The sequence below is a fragment of the Actinokineospora terrae genome (assembly GCF_900111175.1).
GTDB lineage: Bacteria > Actinomycetota > Actinomycetes > Mycobacteriales > Pseudonocardiaceae > Actinokineospora > Actinokineospora terrae.
On record NZ_FOGI01000001.1, the window covers coordinates 572,235 to 591,167 of the forward strand.

An 18,933-nucleotide genomic window follows, 5' to 3' on the forward strand; every position below is an offset into this window, starting at 1 on the left:
CGGAGAACCCCGTGAGCCGCGCGGGTCTGCAGGACATCTGGCCGCTTTCGCCGTTGCAGGAGGGGTTGTTGTTCCTCTCCGGCTACGACGAGTCCGAGGTGGACGTTTACACGGTGCAGACCGTGCTCGAGGTCGAGGGCCCGCTGGACGCCGAGTTGATGCGGGAGGCGGCGGGGGCGTTGTTGCGGCGGCATCCCAATCTGCGGGTTTGCTTCAGCACCGAGGACGCTGATAGGCCCGTGCAGTTGGTGCCTGCCAGGGTCGCGGTGCCGTGGACCGAGATCGTCGCCACTGAGGCCGAGTGGCCTGCCATCGTCGAGCGCGATCGGGCGACGAGGTTCGACCTGGCGGCTCCTCCGCTGATCCGGTTCCTGCTGGCGACGATCGGCCCCGATCGGCACCGGTTGCTGGTGACGAACCACCACATCCTGCTCGACGGGTGGTCCACCCCGTTGCTGCTCGGCGAGTTGTTCGAGATCTACGGCGCGCGCGGCGACACCGGTGGTCTGCGCCGGGTTCGGCCGTTCCGCGATTACCTCGTCTGGCTCTCCCGCCAGGACCGCGACCTCGGCGAGAAAACCTGGGCCGAGGCGCTCGACGGGGTCACCGAGCCCACGCTCGTCGGCCCGCCCGGCGCGGCGAACTCCGGCGCGCTGACCCGGCGCGTCCCCGTGGAGATCGCCCCCGGCCTCGCGGCGCGGCTCGGCGAGGTGGCCCGCATGCTCCGCGTCACCGTCAACACCCTGCTGCAAACCGCGTGGGGGTTGGTCCTCGCCCGGCACCTCGGTCGCGACGACGTCGTGTTCGGTGCCACCGTGTCCGGGCGCCCCGCCGACCTGCCCGGCGCGGAGTCCATGATCGGCCTGTTCATCAACACCGTGCCGGTCCGCGTCCGCCTCGACCCCGCCGAGACCGCCGCCGCGCTGCTGGCCCGGGTGCAGGCCGAGCAGGCGCGGGTGATGGACCACCAGTACGTCGGCCTGTCCCGCGTCCAGCGGCACACCGGCCTGCCCGAGCTGTTCGACACGATCACCGTCTTCGAGAGCTACCCGGTCGACACCGAGGCGCTCGGCCGCGCGGAGGACGCCGCCGGGCTGCGCGTGGTCGGCGTCCAGGGCACCGACGACACCAACTACCCGCTCACGCTGACCGCCGAGGCCACCGGCGGGCTTGACGTGTGGATCGACCACCGCCCCGACGTCATCTCCGGTGCGGACACGGCCAGGTTCGCGACCCGGCTCGTGGCCGCCCTGACCGCTTTCGTCACCGACTCGGCGACACCCGTCCGCGAACTCGACCTGATGACCGCCGAGGAACGCACGACCCTCGCCGCCCTCTCGCGCGGTGTCACCATCGGCGTGGGCGGAACCTCGGTACTGCAAGCGTTTGCGGCCTCGGTTTCCGCGGCCCCCGAGGCGCCCGCCGTCGTTGACGCAACCGACTCGTTGGCCTTCGCGGAACTCGACGCCCGTTCGGATCTACTGGCTGGGTGGCTGCAATCCCAGGGGGTCACCTCTGAGGCCGTAGTGGCGTCGATGCTCCCGCGCACCGTTGACGCTGTCATCGCGTTGCTGGCCATCTGGAAGGCGGGCGCGATACACCTACCGGTCGACCCCGGCTACCCGGCAGAGCGCATCCGCTACATGCTGGAAGACGCCCGTCCCGCGTTGGTACTGTCCTCCATAGAGGACCACATGTCAGCCGCGCTCACGCCAGTCCCGGTTACCGGCGCTGCCTACATGATCTACACGTCCGGCTCGACGGGTAGGCCTAAGGGCGTCGTTGTCGAGCACGCGGGTCTGGTCAATCTGCTCGCCGCGCACCGTGTGATCATGCGCCCCGGTCCGGTCCTACACGCCGCGTCGTTCTCCTTCGACGCCTCGCTCGACCCGCTGCTCTGGCTGTTCGCCGGGCACACCCTGCACATCGCCGACGGTGACCTGATGCGCGACACGCGCGCCCTGGTCGAGTACGTCCGCACCAGGGACATCACCTACCTCGACGCCGCGCCGTCGCTGCTGACCCAGCTCGTCGCGGACGGCCTGCTGGAGTCCGGCGTGTCCGTCGTGGGCACCGGCGGCGAGGCGGTCGGCGCCGCGCTGTGGCGCGACCTGGCCACCAGCACCGTCGAGGCGTTCAACTTCTACGGCCCCACCGAGTCCACTGTGGATGCCGTGGTGGCGCCGATCACGGGCGCGGACGTCATGATCGGGCGGCCCGTGGCGAACTCCACCGCCTACGTCCTCGACCCGGCGTTGTCGCTGGTAGCGCCCGGTGTCGTGGGTGAGCTGTACGTCGGTGGCGCCGGCGTGGCACGCGGGTACTGGGAGCAGCCGGGGCTGACGGCGTCGCGGTTCGTGGCGAACCCGTTCGGTGCTGGGCGGTTGTACCGGACGGGTGACCTGGTGCGGTGGAAACCGTCCGGGTCGCTGGAGTTTCTCGGCCGCGCGGACGACCAGGTCAAGGTGCGCGGGTTCCGGGTCGAGCTGGGCGAGGTCGAGGCCGTGCTCGCCGAGGTCGCTCCGCGCGTCACCGCTGTAGTCCGGGACTCGCGGCTCATCGCCTACGTCGTGGGCGCGTCCGCCGAGACTGTTCGCGAACACGCCAAGGCAGTGCTGCCGGAACACATGGTGCCGTCCGCGGTCGTAGTCGTGGACGAGTTCCCGCTGCTCCCCAGCGGCAAGATCAACCGGGCAGCGCTACCCGACCCGGACCTCAGCGGGCTCGTCACCGCTATCCGGGAACCGCGCACTCCCACGGAGTCCGTACTGCACGACCTGTTCGCAGGTGTCCTAGGTCTATCCGCCGTAGGTATGGACGACGACTTCTTCACCCTCGGCGGTGACAGCATCGTCTCCATCCAGCTCGTCAGCCGTGCCCGCGCGGCCGGGGTGACGCTGTCTCCGCGCGATGTGTTCGAGCAGCGCACGGTCGCCGCCCTAGCCGCGGTCGCTGACGCCAAGAGCGAGCCGGTAGTGGTCGAGGAGGAGGGGACAGCGGTCGGCATCGTTCCGCTGACCCCGATCATGCACGACCTCATGGCCAACAGCGGCCCCATCAACCGCTACGCCCAAGTGCAGGTGCTGACCGCGCCCACCGACCTCACCGAGGCTCGTCTTACGACCACCGTCCAGAAGCTCCTCGACACCCACGTCATCCTCCGAGCCCGCCTGACGCAAGAGGGCCTGGATATTCCCACCACCGCAGACGCCGCCAACGCCGTCGCGGTCGTCTCTGGCGCACTCGACGTCGACGCCGTCTTGGACACCCTTGACCCTGCCGCGTCCCGAGTGCTCCGCGTTGTGTGGTTCCCGGACGCGGGCGTAGTCGTAGTTGCCGCTCACCACCTCGTGGTCGACGGTGTCTCATGGCGGATCCTGCTACCGGACCTCGTTGAGGCCTACGAGGGCGCGGACCTGCAACCGATCGGCACGTCGTTCCGCCGCTGGGCACAAGGTGTCGTCGAGGCCGCCGCGAGCGTCAACGAGCTACCGCACTGGACTGAGACCCTCGCGGGCGACGACCCGCTGCTCGGTTCCCGCGCGCTCGACCCGGCCACCGACACCCTGGCGACGGCCAAGACCGCGCGCACCGAGATCGGCGCGCTGCCCACCGAGGTCGCGGCCCGGTTCACCGCCGAGATCGACGACGTCCTGCTCGCGGGCCTGTCCGTGGCCCTCGGCCGGTGGCGCGGCCTGACCTCCGTGCTGCTCGACCGCGAGGCCCACGGCCGCGACGAGGACCTGGTCCCCGGCGCCGACCTGCACCGCACCGTTGGCTGGTTCACCAGCCTCTACCCGGTGCGCCTCGGCGGGATCGACCCGCGCGACGCCGCCACGACCCTCAAGCGGGTCAAGGAAAGCCTGCGCGCGACACCCGGCTCCGGCACCGGCTTCGGCCTGCTCCGCCACCTCAACCCCGACACCGCCGAGCAGCTCACCACCAAGCCGCAGCTGCTGGTCAACTACCTCGGCCGGTTCGAGCCCGCCAGCTCCGACACCGCGCCGTGGTCCCCGGTCGAAGCGGGCATCGCCGGTGGCGCCGACAAGGACATGCCGCTCGACCACGCCCTTCAGATCGACATCGTCGCGATCGGGTCCACGCTCACAGTTGACTGGACCTGGCCCGATGGCGTGTTCACCGACGCCGAGGTCAACGCCATCAGCGACCACTGGCGCGACGCCCTCGCGGAACTCGCTGGCGCCACAGGTGGCCGCACGCCCTCGGACTTCCCTCTTGTCACGCTCGACCAAGCCGAGGTCGACGCGCTTCTCGTCGACAACGTGGTCGACATCTGGCCTCTCTCACCACTGCAAGCTGGCCTTCTCTTTCTCTCCGGCCTCGAAGGCGCCGACGTCTACACCGTGCAGACAGTCCTGCACCTAGACGGCACCGTTGACGCTGCCCGGCTCCGCGCCGCCGCTGACGCACTGCTCGCCCGGCACGCGAACCTACGGGTCTGCTTCCGCGAGCGCGCAAACGGCGAACTCGTGCAGCTCGTCCTCGACGACGTCCGCGCGCCGTGGCACGAGGTCACCGGCGACGAGTCCGTCATCGCCGCCGACCTCGACACCCGGTTCGACCCAGCGACCGCGCCGCTGATCCGGTTCCTGCTGCTGCACCTGCCCGACGGCGGCCACCGGCTGGTCATCACCAACCACCACGTGCTGCTCGACGGCTGGTCGACCCCGCTGCTCGGCCAGGAACTCTTCGAGCTCTACGGCGGCGTCACCCTCGGCGCACCCCGTCCGTTCGACGACTACCTCACCTGGTTGGCAGAGCAGGACGCCGCCCAGGCGAGGGCCGCATGGGCGAAGGCGCTCGATGGTGCCGAGCCGACCCTGCTCGCCGGGCCGAGCACCACGACCGTCCGCCCCGAGAAGGTCGACTTCGACCTCACCCGCGCGCTGGCCGCGTCCGATCGCGCTGACACCCTCACCGCGCGCCTCACCGAGGGCGCCAGGGCACTCGGCGTCACCATGAACACCGCCATCCAGCTCGCCTGGGGCCTGGTCCTGGCCCGCCACCTCGGCCGCGAGGACGTGGTGTTCGGCGCCACGGTGTCCGGGCGCCCCGCCGACCTGCCCGGTGTCGAGTCGATGATCGGCCTGTTCATCAACACCGTGCCGGTCCGCGTGCGGCTCGACCCGGCCGAGACCGTGGCCGAAGCCGCGCGCCGCGTGCAGGCGGAGCAGTCCGCTCTTATCGAGCACCAGCACCTAGGCCTGGCCGACATCGGTAGGGCTACCGGCCTGACCGAGCTGTTCGACACCCTTACCGTGTTCGAGAGCTACCCGGTCGACACCGACGCGCTAGGCCGCGCCGAACAGGCCGCTGGGTTACGCGTCACGGGCGTGTCCGGCACTGACGCGACCGACTACCCGTTGACGCTCACCGCCGAGGTGGGGGAGACGCTGGAGCTGTCGCTGGAGTACCGGCCGGATGTGTTCGACCGCGACACCGCGACCTGGCTGGCCGACAGCCTCGTCCGCGTGCTCGACACGATCGCCGACGACCCGAGCCACCCCGTTCGCGGCATCACCCTCGCCACCGCGCCGGACCTGGCCGCCCAGAAGGACGTGGGCACCGGGCCGCGAGTCACCGCAGCCGAGTCCGTGCTCGCCGTGTTCGACCACCAGGTCGCCGCGACGCCGGACACCACGGCGGTTGTCGACGAGCGTCGAGGGCTGAGTTTCGCTGAACTCGACCTCTTGTCCCGTGCGGTCGCCGGGCACCTTGTCGACCGTGGCGTAAGGCCGGGAGATGTCGTCGGCCTGTCGATGGCGTCGTCGGCCGATCTTGTCGCGGCGATCCTTGGCGTCTGGCGGGCCGGTGCGGCATATCTAGTGCTGGACCCGACCTACCCGGCCGGGCGGATCTCTTACATGCTCGCCGACGCCCAGCCCACTGTCGTCCTCGACGGCATCGACGTCACTGGCACCTACGACTCCGCCGCCCCTCTTGGTGCTGCCTACGTCCTCTACACCTCAGGATCCACCGGCAAGCCCAAGGGCGTGGTCGTCGAGCACAGCAACCTGGCGAACCTGCTTGCCTCGCACCGCGCGACGGTGATGCCGGAGCAACGCCAACGGGTCATCAACGCTGCGTCCTTCGCGTTCGACGCGTCGGTGGACGGTCTGCTGTGGATGGTGGCCGGGCACGAGCTGCACATCGTCCAGCCGGACCCGACCGCGCTAGTCGCGTATGTCCGTGAGCACGGCATCAACTACCTCGACGCCGCGCCTGTCCTGCTGGCCCAGCTGGTCGAAGAGGGTCTGCTGGACACTGGAATCGCCTTCGTCGGTACTGGCGGCGAGGCGGTGAGTGAGACCTTGTGGGACCAGCTCGCGGCATCGAACGTCACCGCGTTCAACTTCTACGGCCCGACCGAGACGACAGTTGACGCCACCTTCGCTCGCATCCAGTCGGGCTCACCTGTCATCGGCAGCCCTGTCGGGAACACCGAGGTCTACGTCCTCAACCGCAGCCTTGGCCAGCCGCCGACAGGTGTGCCGGGCGAGCTATACATCGGTGGAGCCGGTGTCACCCGCGGCTACCTGAACCAGCCCGGTCTTACTGCGTCCCGCTTCATTCCGGACTTCCTTTCCGGCACCGGGCGGCTCTACCGCACGGGTGACCTGGTGCGGTGGAACCAGGGCGGTCAGCTTGAGTTCCTGGGGCGTGTTGACGACCAGATCAAGGTTCGCGGGTTTCGCATCGAACCCGGTGAGGTCGAAACCGCGCTGACCGACGACGCGTCAGTGGCGCGCGCGACCGTCATCGCCCGAGACAACCAACTCCTGGCTTATGTCATCGCAGCGACAGGGCAAACGCCGGATCCGACTCGTCTACGTAACCAGGTTGCGGCTGTCCTACCTGAGCACATGGTGCCTGCTGCCGTCGTAGTGCTCGACGAGTTCCCGACCCTTCCTAGCGGCAAGGTCGACCGCAAGGCCCTTCCGTCGCCCGAGTACGTCGCTGGACAAGGTCGAGCGCGCACCCCGGCCGAGGAAATCGTCGCGTCCCTGTTCGCCGAGGTGCTGGACCTGCCCTCGGTGGGACCGGACGACGACTTCTTCACCATCGGCGGCCACTCGCTGCTGGCGACCAGGCTCGTCTCCCGCCTGCGCGCAACCGTGGGCACGGAGCTGGCGATCCGCGATGTCTTCACCGCGCGCACTGTCGCCGGTATCGCCGCCCTCGTCGGTAGCACCGGCGATGCGCGCCCGGCATTAGAGGCCGTCGAAAGGCCCGAGCGGTTGCCGCTGTCGTTCGCGCAGCAGCGACTCTGGTTCTTGTTCCGGATGGAAGGCCCAAGCTCTACCAACAACATCCCGTTCGTCGCGAGGCTTACCGGTGACGTTGACGCTGCCGCGCTTCAGCTCGCGCTCAACGATCTCGTCGTTCGGCATGAGAGTCTGCGGACGGTGTTCCCTGATCATGACGGGGTTCCGTATCAGTCGGTGTTGTCGGATGTAGAGGTTACGTTCGAGGTCGTAGACGGTGGTGGTGTCCAAGAGGCCACCGAATACGCCTTCGACCTGTCCCGCGAGATCCCGGTTCGCGCGTGGCTGTTCCGTGAGTCCGTTGATGTGTCCGTGATCGTGCTGCTCGTCCACCACATCGCGGCCGATGAGTGGTCCACCGCTCCGCTGCTTGGCGACCTGGGCACCGCTTACGCCGCCCGCCGCGCTGGCACCGCACCTGAGTGGACAGCGCTACCGGTTCAGTACGCGGACTACACCCTCTGGCAGCGGGACCTGCTCGGTTCCGAGGATGACGCTGACAGCCTCGTGTCCAAGCAGGTGGCCTACTGGCGGGACACCCTCGCGGGCGCACCAGAGGAGATCGCGCTACCGCTGGACCGACCGCGTCCGGTTGTCGCGTCCTACCGGGGCGACGACGTCCGGTTCGACCTACCGGCCCAGGTCGTGGCCGACCTGCGGGACCTCGCCCGCCGCGAGGGCGTGACCACGTTCATGGTCGTGCAGGCCGCCGTCGCCGCCCTGCTGGCGCGGCTCGGCGCGGGCACCGACATCCCGCTCGGCACGCCCATCGCGGGCCGCACCGACGAGAACCTGGACCGGCTGGTCGGGTTCTTCGTCAACACCCTCGTGCTGCGCACGGACGTCTCCGGCGACCCGACCTTCGCCGAACTCCTCCGCCGGGTCCACGAGGCCGACCTGGCCGCGTACGCGCACCAGGACGTGCCCTTCGAGCGGCTGGTGGAGATCCTCAACCCCGCCCGGTCCATGGCCAGGCACCCGCTGTTCCACGTCATGGTCACCCACACCGGCCTCGACACCGACGACCTCGGCCTGCCCGGCACCGAGACCGCCGCGCAGGACCTGGCCACGACCACGGCCAAGTTCGACCTCTCGGTCGGCTTCTCCGACACCCCGGCGGGCACTGGGGGAATCGCCGGGATGGTGGGGTCCATCGAGTACGCCACCGACCTGTTCGACCGGTCCACCGTCACCGACATCGCCAACCGGCTGGTCCGCCTGCTCACGGCAGTTGCCACTGACCCGGGGCAGTCCATCCGCACGGTGGACCTCTTGGCTGCCGACGAGCGTGACCTGGTGCTGCGCGGTTGGAATGACACCGCCGAGCCCGAGGTGACTCGCACGCTCCCGGAGCTTCTGACAGCTGCCTTCGCGTCCTTCCCACACGAGATCGCTCTTGTGTCGGGCACGGCCAGGTTGACCTACCAGGAGTTGGATGTTCTTGTCGGGCAGCTCGCCACCGAGCTGAACCAGCGAGGTGTCGGACCCGAGCGCGTAGTGGCCATCGGCCTGCCGCGCGGCGCGGAGATGGTCATCGCGTTGCTCGCGATCCTTCGCGCGGGCGGAGCGTTCGTCCCTCTTGACCCAACCTGGCCGATCGCCCGGCGCGAGACCGTGGTGGCGGAGTCCGGTGCGATGCTGACCGTGACTGGTCCCGGTGGTGTCGTCGAGTCCGATCTCTATGTCGACCTCACAAGCTGGTCATTCGGCGGGCACCCGGTCGCCCAGTCCGACCACACACACGGCGCTCAACTCGCCTATGTCATGTTCACCTCGGGCTCCACGGGTACGCCCAAGGGGGCGATGATCCGGCACGAGGCCATCAGCGCTCGGCTGGTCTGGCAGAGCGGACTGCTCGGGTTTGGACAAGGTGACGCGTCGCTGTTCAAGGCGCCGCTCTCGTTCGACATCTCCGTCAACGAGATCCTTCTTCCCCTGGTCACCGGTGGGCGGTTGGTCATCGCCGACCCGGGCGGGGAGCGCGACCCGCGTTACCTGCTCGACCTCATCGACAACGGGCGCGTCACCTTCGTCTACCTGCCCTCGTCCATGCTGGACGCGCTCTTGGAGCTGGCGGCGGGAACGCAGTCCCTGCGCGGTCTGCGCCACGTGTGGTGCGGTGGGGAGGTCCTGACTCCGGATCTGTTCGACCGGTTCCGTGCCGCGCTCGACACCACGATGTACCACGGTTACGGCCCTGCGGAGACGACCATCGGTGTCTCCCACGTCGTCTACCGCGAAGGCTCCGACCGCATCGCAACCTCCATCGGTAGGCCTAACCCCAACACCCAGCTCTATGTGCTCGACGATGCTCTTAACCCGGTGCAAGCCGGAATCGCGGGTGAGTTGTACGTCGGCGGTTATCTCCTCGGCCGCGGTTATGTGAACCGACCGGACCTGACCGCGTCCCGATTCGTCGCGGACCCGTTCGGCGCTCCAGGAACCCGGCTCTACCGCACCGGCGACCTCGTCCGCTGGGCAGGTGACGGGTCGCTGGACTTCGTCGGTCGCGCTGACAACCAGGTCAAGATCCGGGGCATGCGCCTGGAACTGGAAGAGGTCGAGTCCGCGCTCCTCGCCCACCCCGGCGTCCGGTCCTCAGTCGTGACGGTTCCTGCCGGTAGCGCCTACCTGGCCGCTTACGTCGTCGCCGATGGTGGAGCCGACCTGTCCGACCTGGCGGCGTGGGCTCGCACCACCCTGCCCGACTACATGGTGCCGACTGCGTTCGTCGAACTGGAAGCCCTGCCGATCACCGCTAACGGCAAGGTTGACCGTAAGGCCCTACCTGACCCGGTTGTGGACACGGGGGAGAAGCGCGCGGCGCGCTCCCCGCGTGAAGAGCTCGTCGCCGGGATCTTCGCCGACCTGCTCGGGCTGGACAGCGTGGGCACCGACGACAACTTCTTCACCTTGGGCGGCCACTCGTTGTTGGCGACCAAGCTGGTCAGCCGAGTCCGCTCGGTGCTGGGAGTCGAGCCCACGATCCGGGACGTCTTTGAAGCGCCTACGGTCGCGGGGCTCGTGTCGCGTCTTCCGCTATCCGGTGTCGCCCGGCCTGCCTTGACGCGGTTGGACCGGCCGGGGCGGTTGCCGCTGTCGTTCGCGCAGCAGCGGCTGTGGTTCTTGTTCCGGATGGAAGGGCCCAGCTCCACCTACAACATCCCGCTGACCACCCGCCTTACAGGCGACGTGGACGCTGCCGCGTTGCAGGCCGCGCTCAATGACGTCATTGCCCGGCACGAGAGTCTGCGGACGGTGTTCCCTGACCACAACGGGGTTCCGTACCAGTCGGTGTTGTCGGATGTAGAGGTTCCATTCGAAGTCATAGACGGTGGTGGCGTCCAAGAAGCCACGGAGTACACCTTCGACTTCACGCGGGAGATCCCGGTTCGCGCCTGGCTGTTCCGCGAAGCGGGCGAGTCGGTGATCGTGCTGCTGGTGCACCACATCGCCGCCGACGAGTGGTCGACTCCACCGCTTCTCGGAGACCTTGGTGTGGCTTACGCGGCCCGGCGCGTTGGGGCTATACCCGAATGGGCAGCGCTTCCGGTGCAGTACGCCGACTACACGCTCTGGCAGCGAGACCTGCTCGGCTCCGAGGATGTCCCAGACAGCGTTGTGTCGACCCAGGTTGCCTACTGGCGATCGGCGCTAGCGGGCATGCCCGAGGAGTTGGCGCTACCGGTCGACCGTCCAAGGCCGCCTGTCGCGTCCTACCGTGGCGGGGAAGTCACCTTCGACCTCAGCGGTGACGCACTGCGTGGCCTCCGCGCCGCCGCGCGGGCCAACGGCGCCACGCTGTTCATGGCGACCCAGGCCGCCGTCGCCGCCTTGCTCTCACGGCTCGGCGCGGGCACCGACATCCCACTGGGCTCACCCATCGCGGGCCGCACCGACGAGGCGCTCGACGACCTCGTCGGCTTCTTCCTCAACACGCTCGTGCTGCGCACGGACGTCTCCGGCGACCCGACCTTCGCCGAGCTGCTCGCCCGGGTCCGGGAGACCGACTTGGCCGCCTACGCGCACCAGGACGTGCCGTTCGAGCGGCTGGTGGAGATCCTCAACCCGGCCCGGTCGATGGCCAGGCACCCGCTGTTCCAGACCATGGTCATCTTCCACGACGCCGACGACCGCGACCTCGGCCTGCCCGGGGTCACCGCCGCCGAGCCGGACAGCCCAAGTCTGGACATCGAGGTCACCACGGCGAGGTTCGACCTGACGTTCACCTTCACCGAGCTGGCCGACGGCATCACCGGCACCATCGAGTACGCCGACGACCTGTTCGACCGGGCCACCGCCGCGCGGCTCGCCGACCGCCTCGTCCGGTTCGTCGAGGCGGTCGCCGTCGCCCCGGCAGACCCGATCGGCACGGTCGACCTGCTCACCGGCGACGAACGCCGCTCGCTGCTCGACTTCCCGGCGGACCATGTCGTCACCGACACGATCCCGGCCCGGTTCGCGGCCCAAGCCGCTGCCACACCGGATGCTGTCGCCGTGGAAGCAGGCGACGGCTCTATCACCTACGGCGAGCTGTTGATGCGAGCCGAAGCGTTGGCCGGTGAGCTTGTCCGGCGTGGGGCTGGTCCCGAGCGAATCGTCGCGTTGGCCCTACCGCGTTCCGTGGACATGGTCGTCGCGATGCTCGCGGTGCTGCGATCCGGTGCCGCATACCTGCCGCTCGACCCTGAGTTCCCGGCCGACCGGCTGGAGTACATGGTCGAGGACACCGAACCCTCGCTCTTGGTGACGACCGACGCTCTTAGATCCGTCCTGCCGCCGATCGCGGAGACGGTCACCTTCGCCGACACGTGGCACGGCGCCGTTCCGGCCGAGCTGCCACACATCGACAGCCCCGCGTACGTGATCCACACCTCCGGCTCCACCGGGCGCCCCAAGGGCGTTGTCGTCCCCCACGGCGCGGTCGCGAACTTCGCCGAGGCCATGGGCGAGTTGGTCGGGTTCGGCCCCGGTGATCGGTTGTTGGCGGTCACCACGCTGTCCTTCGACATCGCCGTGCTGGAACTGCTGGTGCCGTTGACGCGCGGGGTGACCGTGCGGGTGGCCTCCCGCGAAGAGGTGCTCGACCCGAGGCTGCTCTCCGGGGCGATCACCGACTACGTGCAGGCCACCCCGTCGCTGTGGCAGGCGGTTCTGGACACCGGCGTGGACCTCGGTGCCACGACGGTGCTGGTCGGCGGCGAGGCACTGCCGTCATCGCTGGCCGGTGCGCTCGCGGGCCGCGCTCGACGCGTCGTCAACCTCTATGGCCCGACCGAGACCACGGTCTGGTCGACGTCGGCGGAGGTTGTCGACGAGCATGTCGTGATCGGGCACCCCATCCGCGCCACCCAGGCTTACGTCCTGGATTCGGCGCTAGGGCTGGTCCCTGACGGCGTAGTGGGCGAGTTGTACCTGGCCGGACACGGCGTGGTGCGCGGCTACCACCGTCGCCCCGACCTGACTGCGTCCAGGTTCGTCGCCAACCCGTACGGCGACGGTCGGCTCTACCGCACAGGTGACCTCGTTCGTCGTACCGCCGCTGGGATCGAGTACCTGGGTCGCGTTGACGATCAGGTCAAGGTCCGCGGTTTCCGCATCGAACTCGGTGAGGTGGAGTCAGTTCTCTCCACTGTGGACGATGTGACCCGGGCGGTCGTGGTAGCCCGCGACTCACGCCTGGTCGCCTACGTCACGCCCGCCTCGGTCGACCCGGCGGCCTTGAGGGTCGCCGCTTCGGCTCGCCTGCCGGAGTACATGGTTCCGTCCGCTTACGTCACCTTGGACGCGTTCCCCCTGACAGCGAACGGCAAGGTGAACCGTCGCGCACTCCCTGCACTCGACTTCGCGGCGCTCTCGATTGGCCGCGAACCCGCGACAGACCGCGAACGGCTGCTGTGTGACCTCTTCGCGGAGGTACTCGGACTCGACACTGTTGGTGCTGACGACGACTTCTTCGTTCTAGGCGGCCATTCGCTGCTTCTAGTCCGCCTCAGCGCCGCGCTTGAGTCGCGCACCGGCGTAAGACTGCCGATCACGACCCTGTTCACCGCGCCCACTCCAGCCGCTCTTGCCGCCCACCTGGATGGGGGGACCGCCGCCAACGCGCTCGACCCGGTGGTCGAACTCCGCGCCGGATCCGGTGTGCCGGTGTTCGTGGTGCACCCGGCCAGTGGCCTCGCCTGGCAGTTCGCGCCGCTCAAGGCGTGGCTGCCGGATGACATCCCCCTGCTCGGCTTGCAGTCGCCGCTGCTCACCGAACCGGGAACGGCGTTCGACAGCCTCGCCGAGGTGGCCGAGCGGTACGCCGCCGAGATCACCCGACGCCAAGCGGTAGGCCCATACCGGCTGGTGGGCTGGTCCTTCGGCGGGAACGTCGCCTACCTGGTCGCGGTCGCTCTTCGCGCGGGGGGCCACGAGGTGTCGCTGTTGGCGCTGCTCGACTCCCGCCACTTCGACCCCGTGCTCGACACCGTGCCCGCTGACCAGCAGGAAGCCCTGGAAGGCCTGCTGTCCGACTTGGACTACCCGCTGCCGGACGCGGTGACCATGGACTCCGCCGTGGCCGCGATCCACGCCAGGGGAGACGTCATGTCGGAGTTCGACACTGCCGCGGTAGAGGCCGTGGTCACCAGCTACCTGACCAGTCAGCGCTTACTCGCGACCGCCGAGTACCCGTCCTATGACGGCCCTCTGCTGTTGGTCGACGCACTTGTACCCGAGCCCGGTTTCGAAGAGACGCACTACTCGGCCGCGGACGACTGGCGTGACCTGGCGCCGTCGATCGAGGTAGTCGAGTTCGCGTGCAGGCACGCGCAGGTGGTGTCGCCCAAGATGCTGCCCGAGTTGGGGGAGGTGCTCTCCCGGCTGCTGTAAACCGTTGGGGTACAACAGGTTGCCCATCGGGGTGGCGTCCGGCCACGGGGCGGAGGCAGTCCGGCACTGTGTGCTAGTGTCGGATTTGCCCCTTTCTCTGACCCGGATCCAGGAGTCGCCAGATGTTCAAGCGGATGCTTTCGGCCTTCGGCGTTGGGGGGCCCTCGGTGGACACCGTGCTGGACTCGCCGCACGTCGGACCGGGCGGAACGCTCACCGGTCGGATCCGGATCAAGGGCGGCAGCGCGGACGTCGAGATCGGGCAGGCCGTGCTCGCGCTGCAGGGGCGCGTCGAGGTCGAGCACCACGGCGGTGAGGCGACGGGCACCGGCGAACTGCTGCGCTTCGTCGTCGCCGAGCGGCTGCGGGTCTCCGCCAACCAGGACCTGGACGTGCCGTTCCAGCTGCCGGTGCCGTGGGAGGCGCCGATCACCGCGGTCGGCGGCAGCCCGCTGCCCGGGATGAACCTGGGCCTGCGCACCGACCTGGTCATCGCGGGCGCCCCGGACAAGGGCGACCTCGACCCGGTCGTGATCCACCCGCTGCCCTCGCAGGACCGCGTCCTCGACGCGTTCGGCGCGCTCGGGTTCCGCTTCGCCAAGGCCGACCTCGAGGTCGGTCGGCTGCACGGCGTGCCGCAGCAGCTGCCGGTGTACCAGGAGATCGAGTTCTACGCGCCGCCGCAGTTCTCGGGGCGCATCAGCCAGGTAGAGCTGACTTTCGTCGCTACGCCACACGAGCTGCACATCGTCCTGGAGGCCGACCGCCGCGGCGGCATCTTCGGCGGCGGTGGAGACGCCTTCGGCCGGTTCGCGGTGCCGCACCAGGAAGCGGAGAACACCGACTGGGCCCCCGTCATCGGCCAGTGGCTGGAGCAGGTCTCCCAGCGCTCCCCCGGCAACGCCGCCTTCGGCGGCGGCCACCAGCCCGCGTACGGCCAGCAGCCCTACGGCCAACCCGGCTACGGACAGCCCGCGTACGGCCAGCCCGGTTATGGCCACCAGGACCACCACGGCCACCGCCGCGGCCCCGGCATGGGCACCGTGGTCGGCGGCGCCGCCGCAGGCATCGTAGGCGGCATGATCCTCGGCGACATGCTGGATGGCGGCCTCATCGACGGCGACACCGGCGAAGACTTCGCAGGCGAGGAATAACCCCCCACGAAGCGGCCCGCCACCCCCTTGGCGGGCCGCCTTCCCACTACCCCACTCAAGACCCAACAGACACCGCGTCGACCGCCCAACCGCACATACCGCGACACCCACGTACCCAAGCACTCCCCGCCGAGGTCCACAGTGGACGAACCGGCCCCCCACGAAAAGACGGCCCCGCCAGACGCCCGGGCACCGACGACAGCCCGTCGCAGCACCTGAATCCGCCGCGCTGACCTGCCGCCATGCGCTATCGCTGGAGAGCGCACCCCTCTGCAACATTGCCCCACCGACGTTGGTCCGAACGCCCCGTCCGCAGCATTGGTCCAACGCGCCCCCAAACGACGTTGGCCGAACAACGCTCCTCGGAGTCGCTGGTGCCAACCCAGCTCGATGGGGCGGACTTGTTTTGCGCGGGGGAGAATGACCCGTAGCGTCGTTCGCGGACAGGGCCACGCTTTTCGGCCCCTGCTTTGCGGTCCTGCCACGGGTTATTCAGGGGCCCCGCGCAAAACGAGTTCGCCCCATCGAGCAAAGCTCGAAACTCGCGCCCAGGCCAATGCCGAAGGCGAGGTCTGTCCGTCGACGGCGAAGCCGAGCACGAGAGCCGGACTATCCCAGCTCAAGATCAATCCGCCCAAGCACCCCCACCACCCCGCCGACCCCCGCCGCCCCCCACCGACCACCCCCCAATCAAAGCCCAGGCGGCCCCGCCTCCACCCGCCGCAACACCGCATCCACCCGATCCAGATCCGGCCCACCCTGCAACTGTCGCTCATCCCACCAAGTAGTCCCCACCTCAGCCAACGGCCCCACAACATCCGCAGCAGTACCCGGATCAGTGGCACCACCAAGAACGACCTCAAACGGCGCATCGCGCAGCGACCGAAGATAAGCAATCACCCCACGCGCCAACGCCAACGGCGGCACCACCCCATGTCCAGCCTCAGCGAACAGCGGCACCGCTCCATCCCACCGCGCCGCCCGCTGGAATGGACGACGATGCGGCCAGAATCCACCAACCCACACCGGCGGACGTGGCTGCTGCACCGTCGCGGGCAGCAGCGTGACATCTCGCACCTGGTAATGCGCACCGTCGTGGTCGACCGGTTCCCCCGACCAGTACCGGCTCACCAGCTCCAGCCCCTCGTCCAGCCGCTCCGCCAGCACCCGCGGGTCAGTCGGCCCGCCGAAGCTGCCGTACTCGTCGGCCACTGGCCCGCCGAGGCCGGTCCCGAAGACCACCCGGCCGCCGCTCAGCGCGTCCAGCGTCGCGACCTGACGGGCCAGTTGTTCCGGGCGCCGCCTGGCTACCGGGGTGACCAGTGTGCCGATCCGGATCCGCGAGGTCGCCAGCGCGGCCGCCGTCAGGAGCATCCACGGGTCCCCGAACGGCACGCCCTGCCGTGCGGTCTTGTCGTGCACGACGTGGTCCCACACGAACAGCCCGTCCCACCCCGCTTCCTCGGCGGCGACGGCCAGCCGGGCGACCTTCCGGGCATCCGCGAAGTCACCGAAGTTCGGAATGTTCACCGAGAAGCGCATCCCCGCATGCTGCGCCCATGCCGGGCACCCGGCAACCCGCTTATTGTCGCCAAGCGGCCGTGTAGCGCTCTTCTCGTGCCCGGTCCCGATCCGCCGTACGCGCGCGCCGTGCCTGTTCGGCCGCACCGTGCGGGTAGCCGTACCTGGTCATGCGGTACTCGGTGCTCTCGATGGCGTAAGAGAGCATGAAGTACACGCCCACCACGAGACCCAATCCGCCGCAGGCCAAGGCCAGGCCGAGTGGTGCGTCCAGGCCGAGCAGCAGGCCCAGGGTGATCACCGTGGTCAGGGGCACCATCCGCAGGAGGGTGCGGAGGGCGAACCACGCGAGCCAGGACGGGCGCGCGGCGTCGGCCAGCACCCAGTCGCGGTAGTGGGACGGCAGGCGGCCGCCGAGGAGGTACCAGCAGCGGTGGACGAGACCGGGCTTGGTCATGGGGCTTCTCCTGCCGCCTCGATCACGCGGGTGAGGGACTCGTGCAGCTGCCGGAGGTCGTCGATGCGCATGCCGAGCCGCTCGACGACCGCGGCCGGGATGGCCAGTGCCTGCTCGCGCAGCGCCTGGCCGGTCGGGGTGAGCCGGACGGCGAGTTGGCGCTCGTCGGTGACCGCGCGGTCGCGGCGCAGGTAGCCGATCGCCTCCAGGCGCTTGAGCAGCGGCGACAGCGTGCCGGGGTCGAGCGCGAGCATGCCGCTGAGCTCCTTGACCGACAGCGGGGTGCGGCCCCACAGCGCCAGCATCACCAGGTACTGCGGGTGCGTCAGCCCCATCGGCTCGAGCAGCGGCCGGTACAGGCCGATGACGCTGCGGGAGGCGATGGCCAGCGCGAAGCAGACCTGCCGCTCCAGGGCCAGCGGGTCGTCCTCGTGGTTGCTTTGTGCGCTAATCATTAGGGCACCATGTTAACCGACCCGGGCCCGCGACGGTACTGAGAGCCCGCGCACAGCGAAGAGCGGGGCGGTCCACAGTGGACCGCCCCGCTCCGACCCGCGGAAGGTCAGATCTTGCCCAGCACCGACTCGACCTGGTCGAGCACGCGCAGCGCGTCGCCGTAGTCGAGGATGTTGTACTCGCCGTCGTACACCTTGCCCGCCTTGACCGCGGTGATCGAGGTGAACAGCGGGTCGGCCTTGAGCTTGTCGCCCGCGCCCGGCGCGGTGACCGGCGGGCCGAGGTCGTCGAACAGCAGCACGGTGGCGCCGTTGAGCTGGTTGAGCTGCTCGATCGAGTACTGCGCGACGTTGCCGTCGGCGACCTTGGTGGTGGCCTCGTCGAAGGCGATGCCCAGGTCGGCCAGCGCGGTGGACGGGCCGCCGACCTTGTCGTAGAGGTACCAGCCGGACCCGTCGTAGGTGCCGAGCGTGGCCCACTTGCCCGCCGCGATCTTGTCCTTGTGCTTGTCCTTGATCTCGGTCACCCGGGCCTGGTACTTCTTCTCCAGCTCGTCGACCGCGCCCGCCTTGCCGATCGCCTCGGCGACCGCCTTGACCTGCGGCTTCCAGCCCGGCTGGTCACCTGCGGCCGGGATCAGCACGGTCGGGTAGCGGTCCTTGAGCTTCTCGTACTCCGGCTCCTGGTAGTCCGCGGCCAGGATCAGGTCCGGGTCGAGCTCGGCGATCTTGTCGAAGTTCAGCTCGCCGGTGTCGGTGCCGATGATCGTCAGCTGCTTGAACGGCTCGCCGTCCTTGGCCGCGGTCAGGTCGATCGCGCCAGCCAGGTTCGCCTTGAGGTCGAGCAGGATGTACGGGATCTGGAAGTCGATGGCGACGATCTTCTTCGGGTCGCCGGGCACCTCGACCGGGCCCTTGGGGGTCTGCACCGTGCGCTTGGCCGGGGCCGCGGCGGCGGTGCCGGACTGCCCGCCCGCGCCGGGTGACTGCTCGGCTGATCCGCACGCGGCCAGTGCCAGCAGGACCGCCGAACCCAGGGCGATCAGGCGCGAGTGGGCTTTCGCTCTCATGTGACTACTCCAGGTGAACTCTTGCCTCGCCCGAACGGGCGACCATGACGCGGAGATTAGGTGAGGCTATCCTATGTTGACAACGCGTCTGCCGTCACAAGAGGGAGTTCGGCC

The 18,933-nt window shown here is 69.2% G+C and carries 6 protein-coding genes; 2 read left to right on the top strand and 4 right to left on the bottom strand.

Annotated elements, in window-relative coordinates:
* Positions 1 to 11: 11 nt before the first annotated feature.
* Both BMY07_RS02305 and BMY07_RS02310 read left to right on the top strand, forming a co-directional pair.
* Entirely contained in the window at positions 12 to 14,162 is a 14,151-nt protein-coding gene (locus BMY07_RS02305; RefSeq protein WP_092774693.1) for a non-ribosomal peptide synthetase, read from the top strand.
* 122 nt (positions 14,163 to 14,284) lie between these two features.
* Positions 14,285 to 15,316 (top strand): sporulation protein, encoded by a 1,032-nt coding sequence (locus tag BMY07_RS02310; RefSeq protein WP_092774694.1) that lies wholly within the window; start codon positions 14,285 to 14,287, stop codon positions 15,314 to 15,316.
* A gap of 690 nt (positions 15,317 to 16,006) precedes the next feature.
* Here the strand turns inward: BMY07_RS02310 and BMY07_RS02315 are convergent.
* From BMY07_RS02315 to BMY07_RS02330, 4 genes are all read right to left on the bottom strand, one after another.
* Complete coding sequence (locus BMY07_RS02315; RefSeq protein ID WP_092774695.1) at positions 16,007 to 16,858, bottom strand: LLM class flavin-dependent oxidoreductase; 852 nt, start codon at positions 16,856 to 16,858, stop codon at positions 16,007 to 16,009.
* Positions 16,859 to 16,898: 40 nt separating this feature from the next.
* Positions 16,899 to 17,294 (bottom strand): DUF5313 family protein, encoded by a 396-nt coding sequence (locus BMY07_RS02320; protein ID WP_092774696.1) that lies wholly within the window; start codon positions 17,292 to 17,294, stop codon positions 16,899 to 16,901.
* A complete protein-coding gene (locus tag BMY07_RS02325) occupies positions 17,291 to 17,749 on the bottom strand; it encodes a MarR family winged helix-turn-helix transcriptional regulator (RefSeq protein WP_092774697.1) in 459 nt (152 codons plus the stop codon). Before BMY07_RS02325 ends, BMY07_RS02320 begins: the two co-directional genes overlap by 4 nt.
* Before the next feature lie 107 nt (positions 17,750 to 17,856).
* Positions 17,857 to 18,819, bottom strand: a complete 963-nt coding sequence (locus tag BMY07_RS02330; protein ID WP_092774698.1) for an ABC transporter substrate-binding protein — start codon at positions 18,817 to 18,819, stop codon at positions 17,857 to 17,859.
* Between the last annotated feature and the right edge of the window lie 114 nt (positions 18,820 to 18,933).

Excerpts from the sequence above, each read along its gene's own strand:
- BMY07_RS02310 (WP_092774694.1), top strand. The coding sequence starts at position 14,285 with ATGTTCAAGCGGATGCTTTCGGCCTTCGGCGTTGGGGGGCCCTCGGTG.
- BMY07_RS02315 (WP_092774695.1), bottom strand. The coding sequence starts at position 16,858 with ATGCGCTTCTCGGTGAACATTCCGAACTTCGGTGACTTCGCGGATGCC.
- BMY07_RS02320 (WP_092774696.1), bottom strand. The coding sequence starts at position 17,294 with ATGACCAAGCCCGGTCTCGTCCACCGCTGCTGGTACCTCCTCGGCGGC.
- BMY07_RS02325 (WP_092774697.1), bottom strand. The coding sequence starts at position 17,749 with ATGATTAGCGCACAAAGCAACCACGAGGACGACCCGCTGGCCCTGGAG.
- BMY07_RS02330 (WP_092774698.1), bottom strand. The coding sequence starts at position 18,819 with ATGAGAGCGAAAGCCCACTCGCGCCTGATCGCCCTGGGTTCGGCGGTC.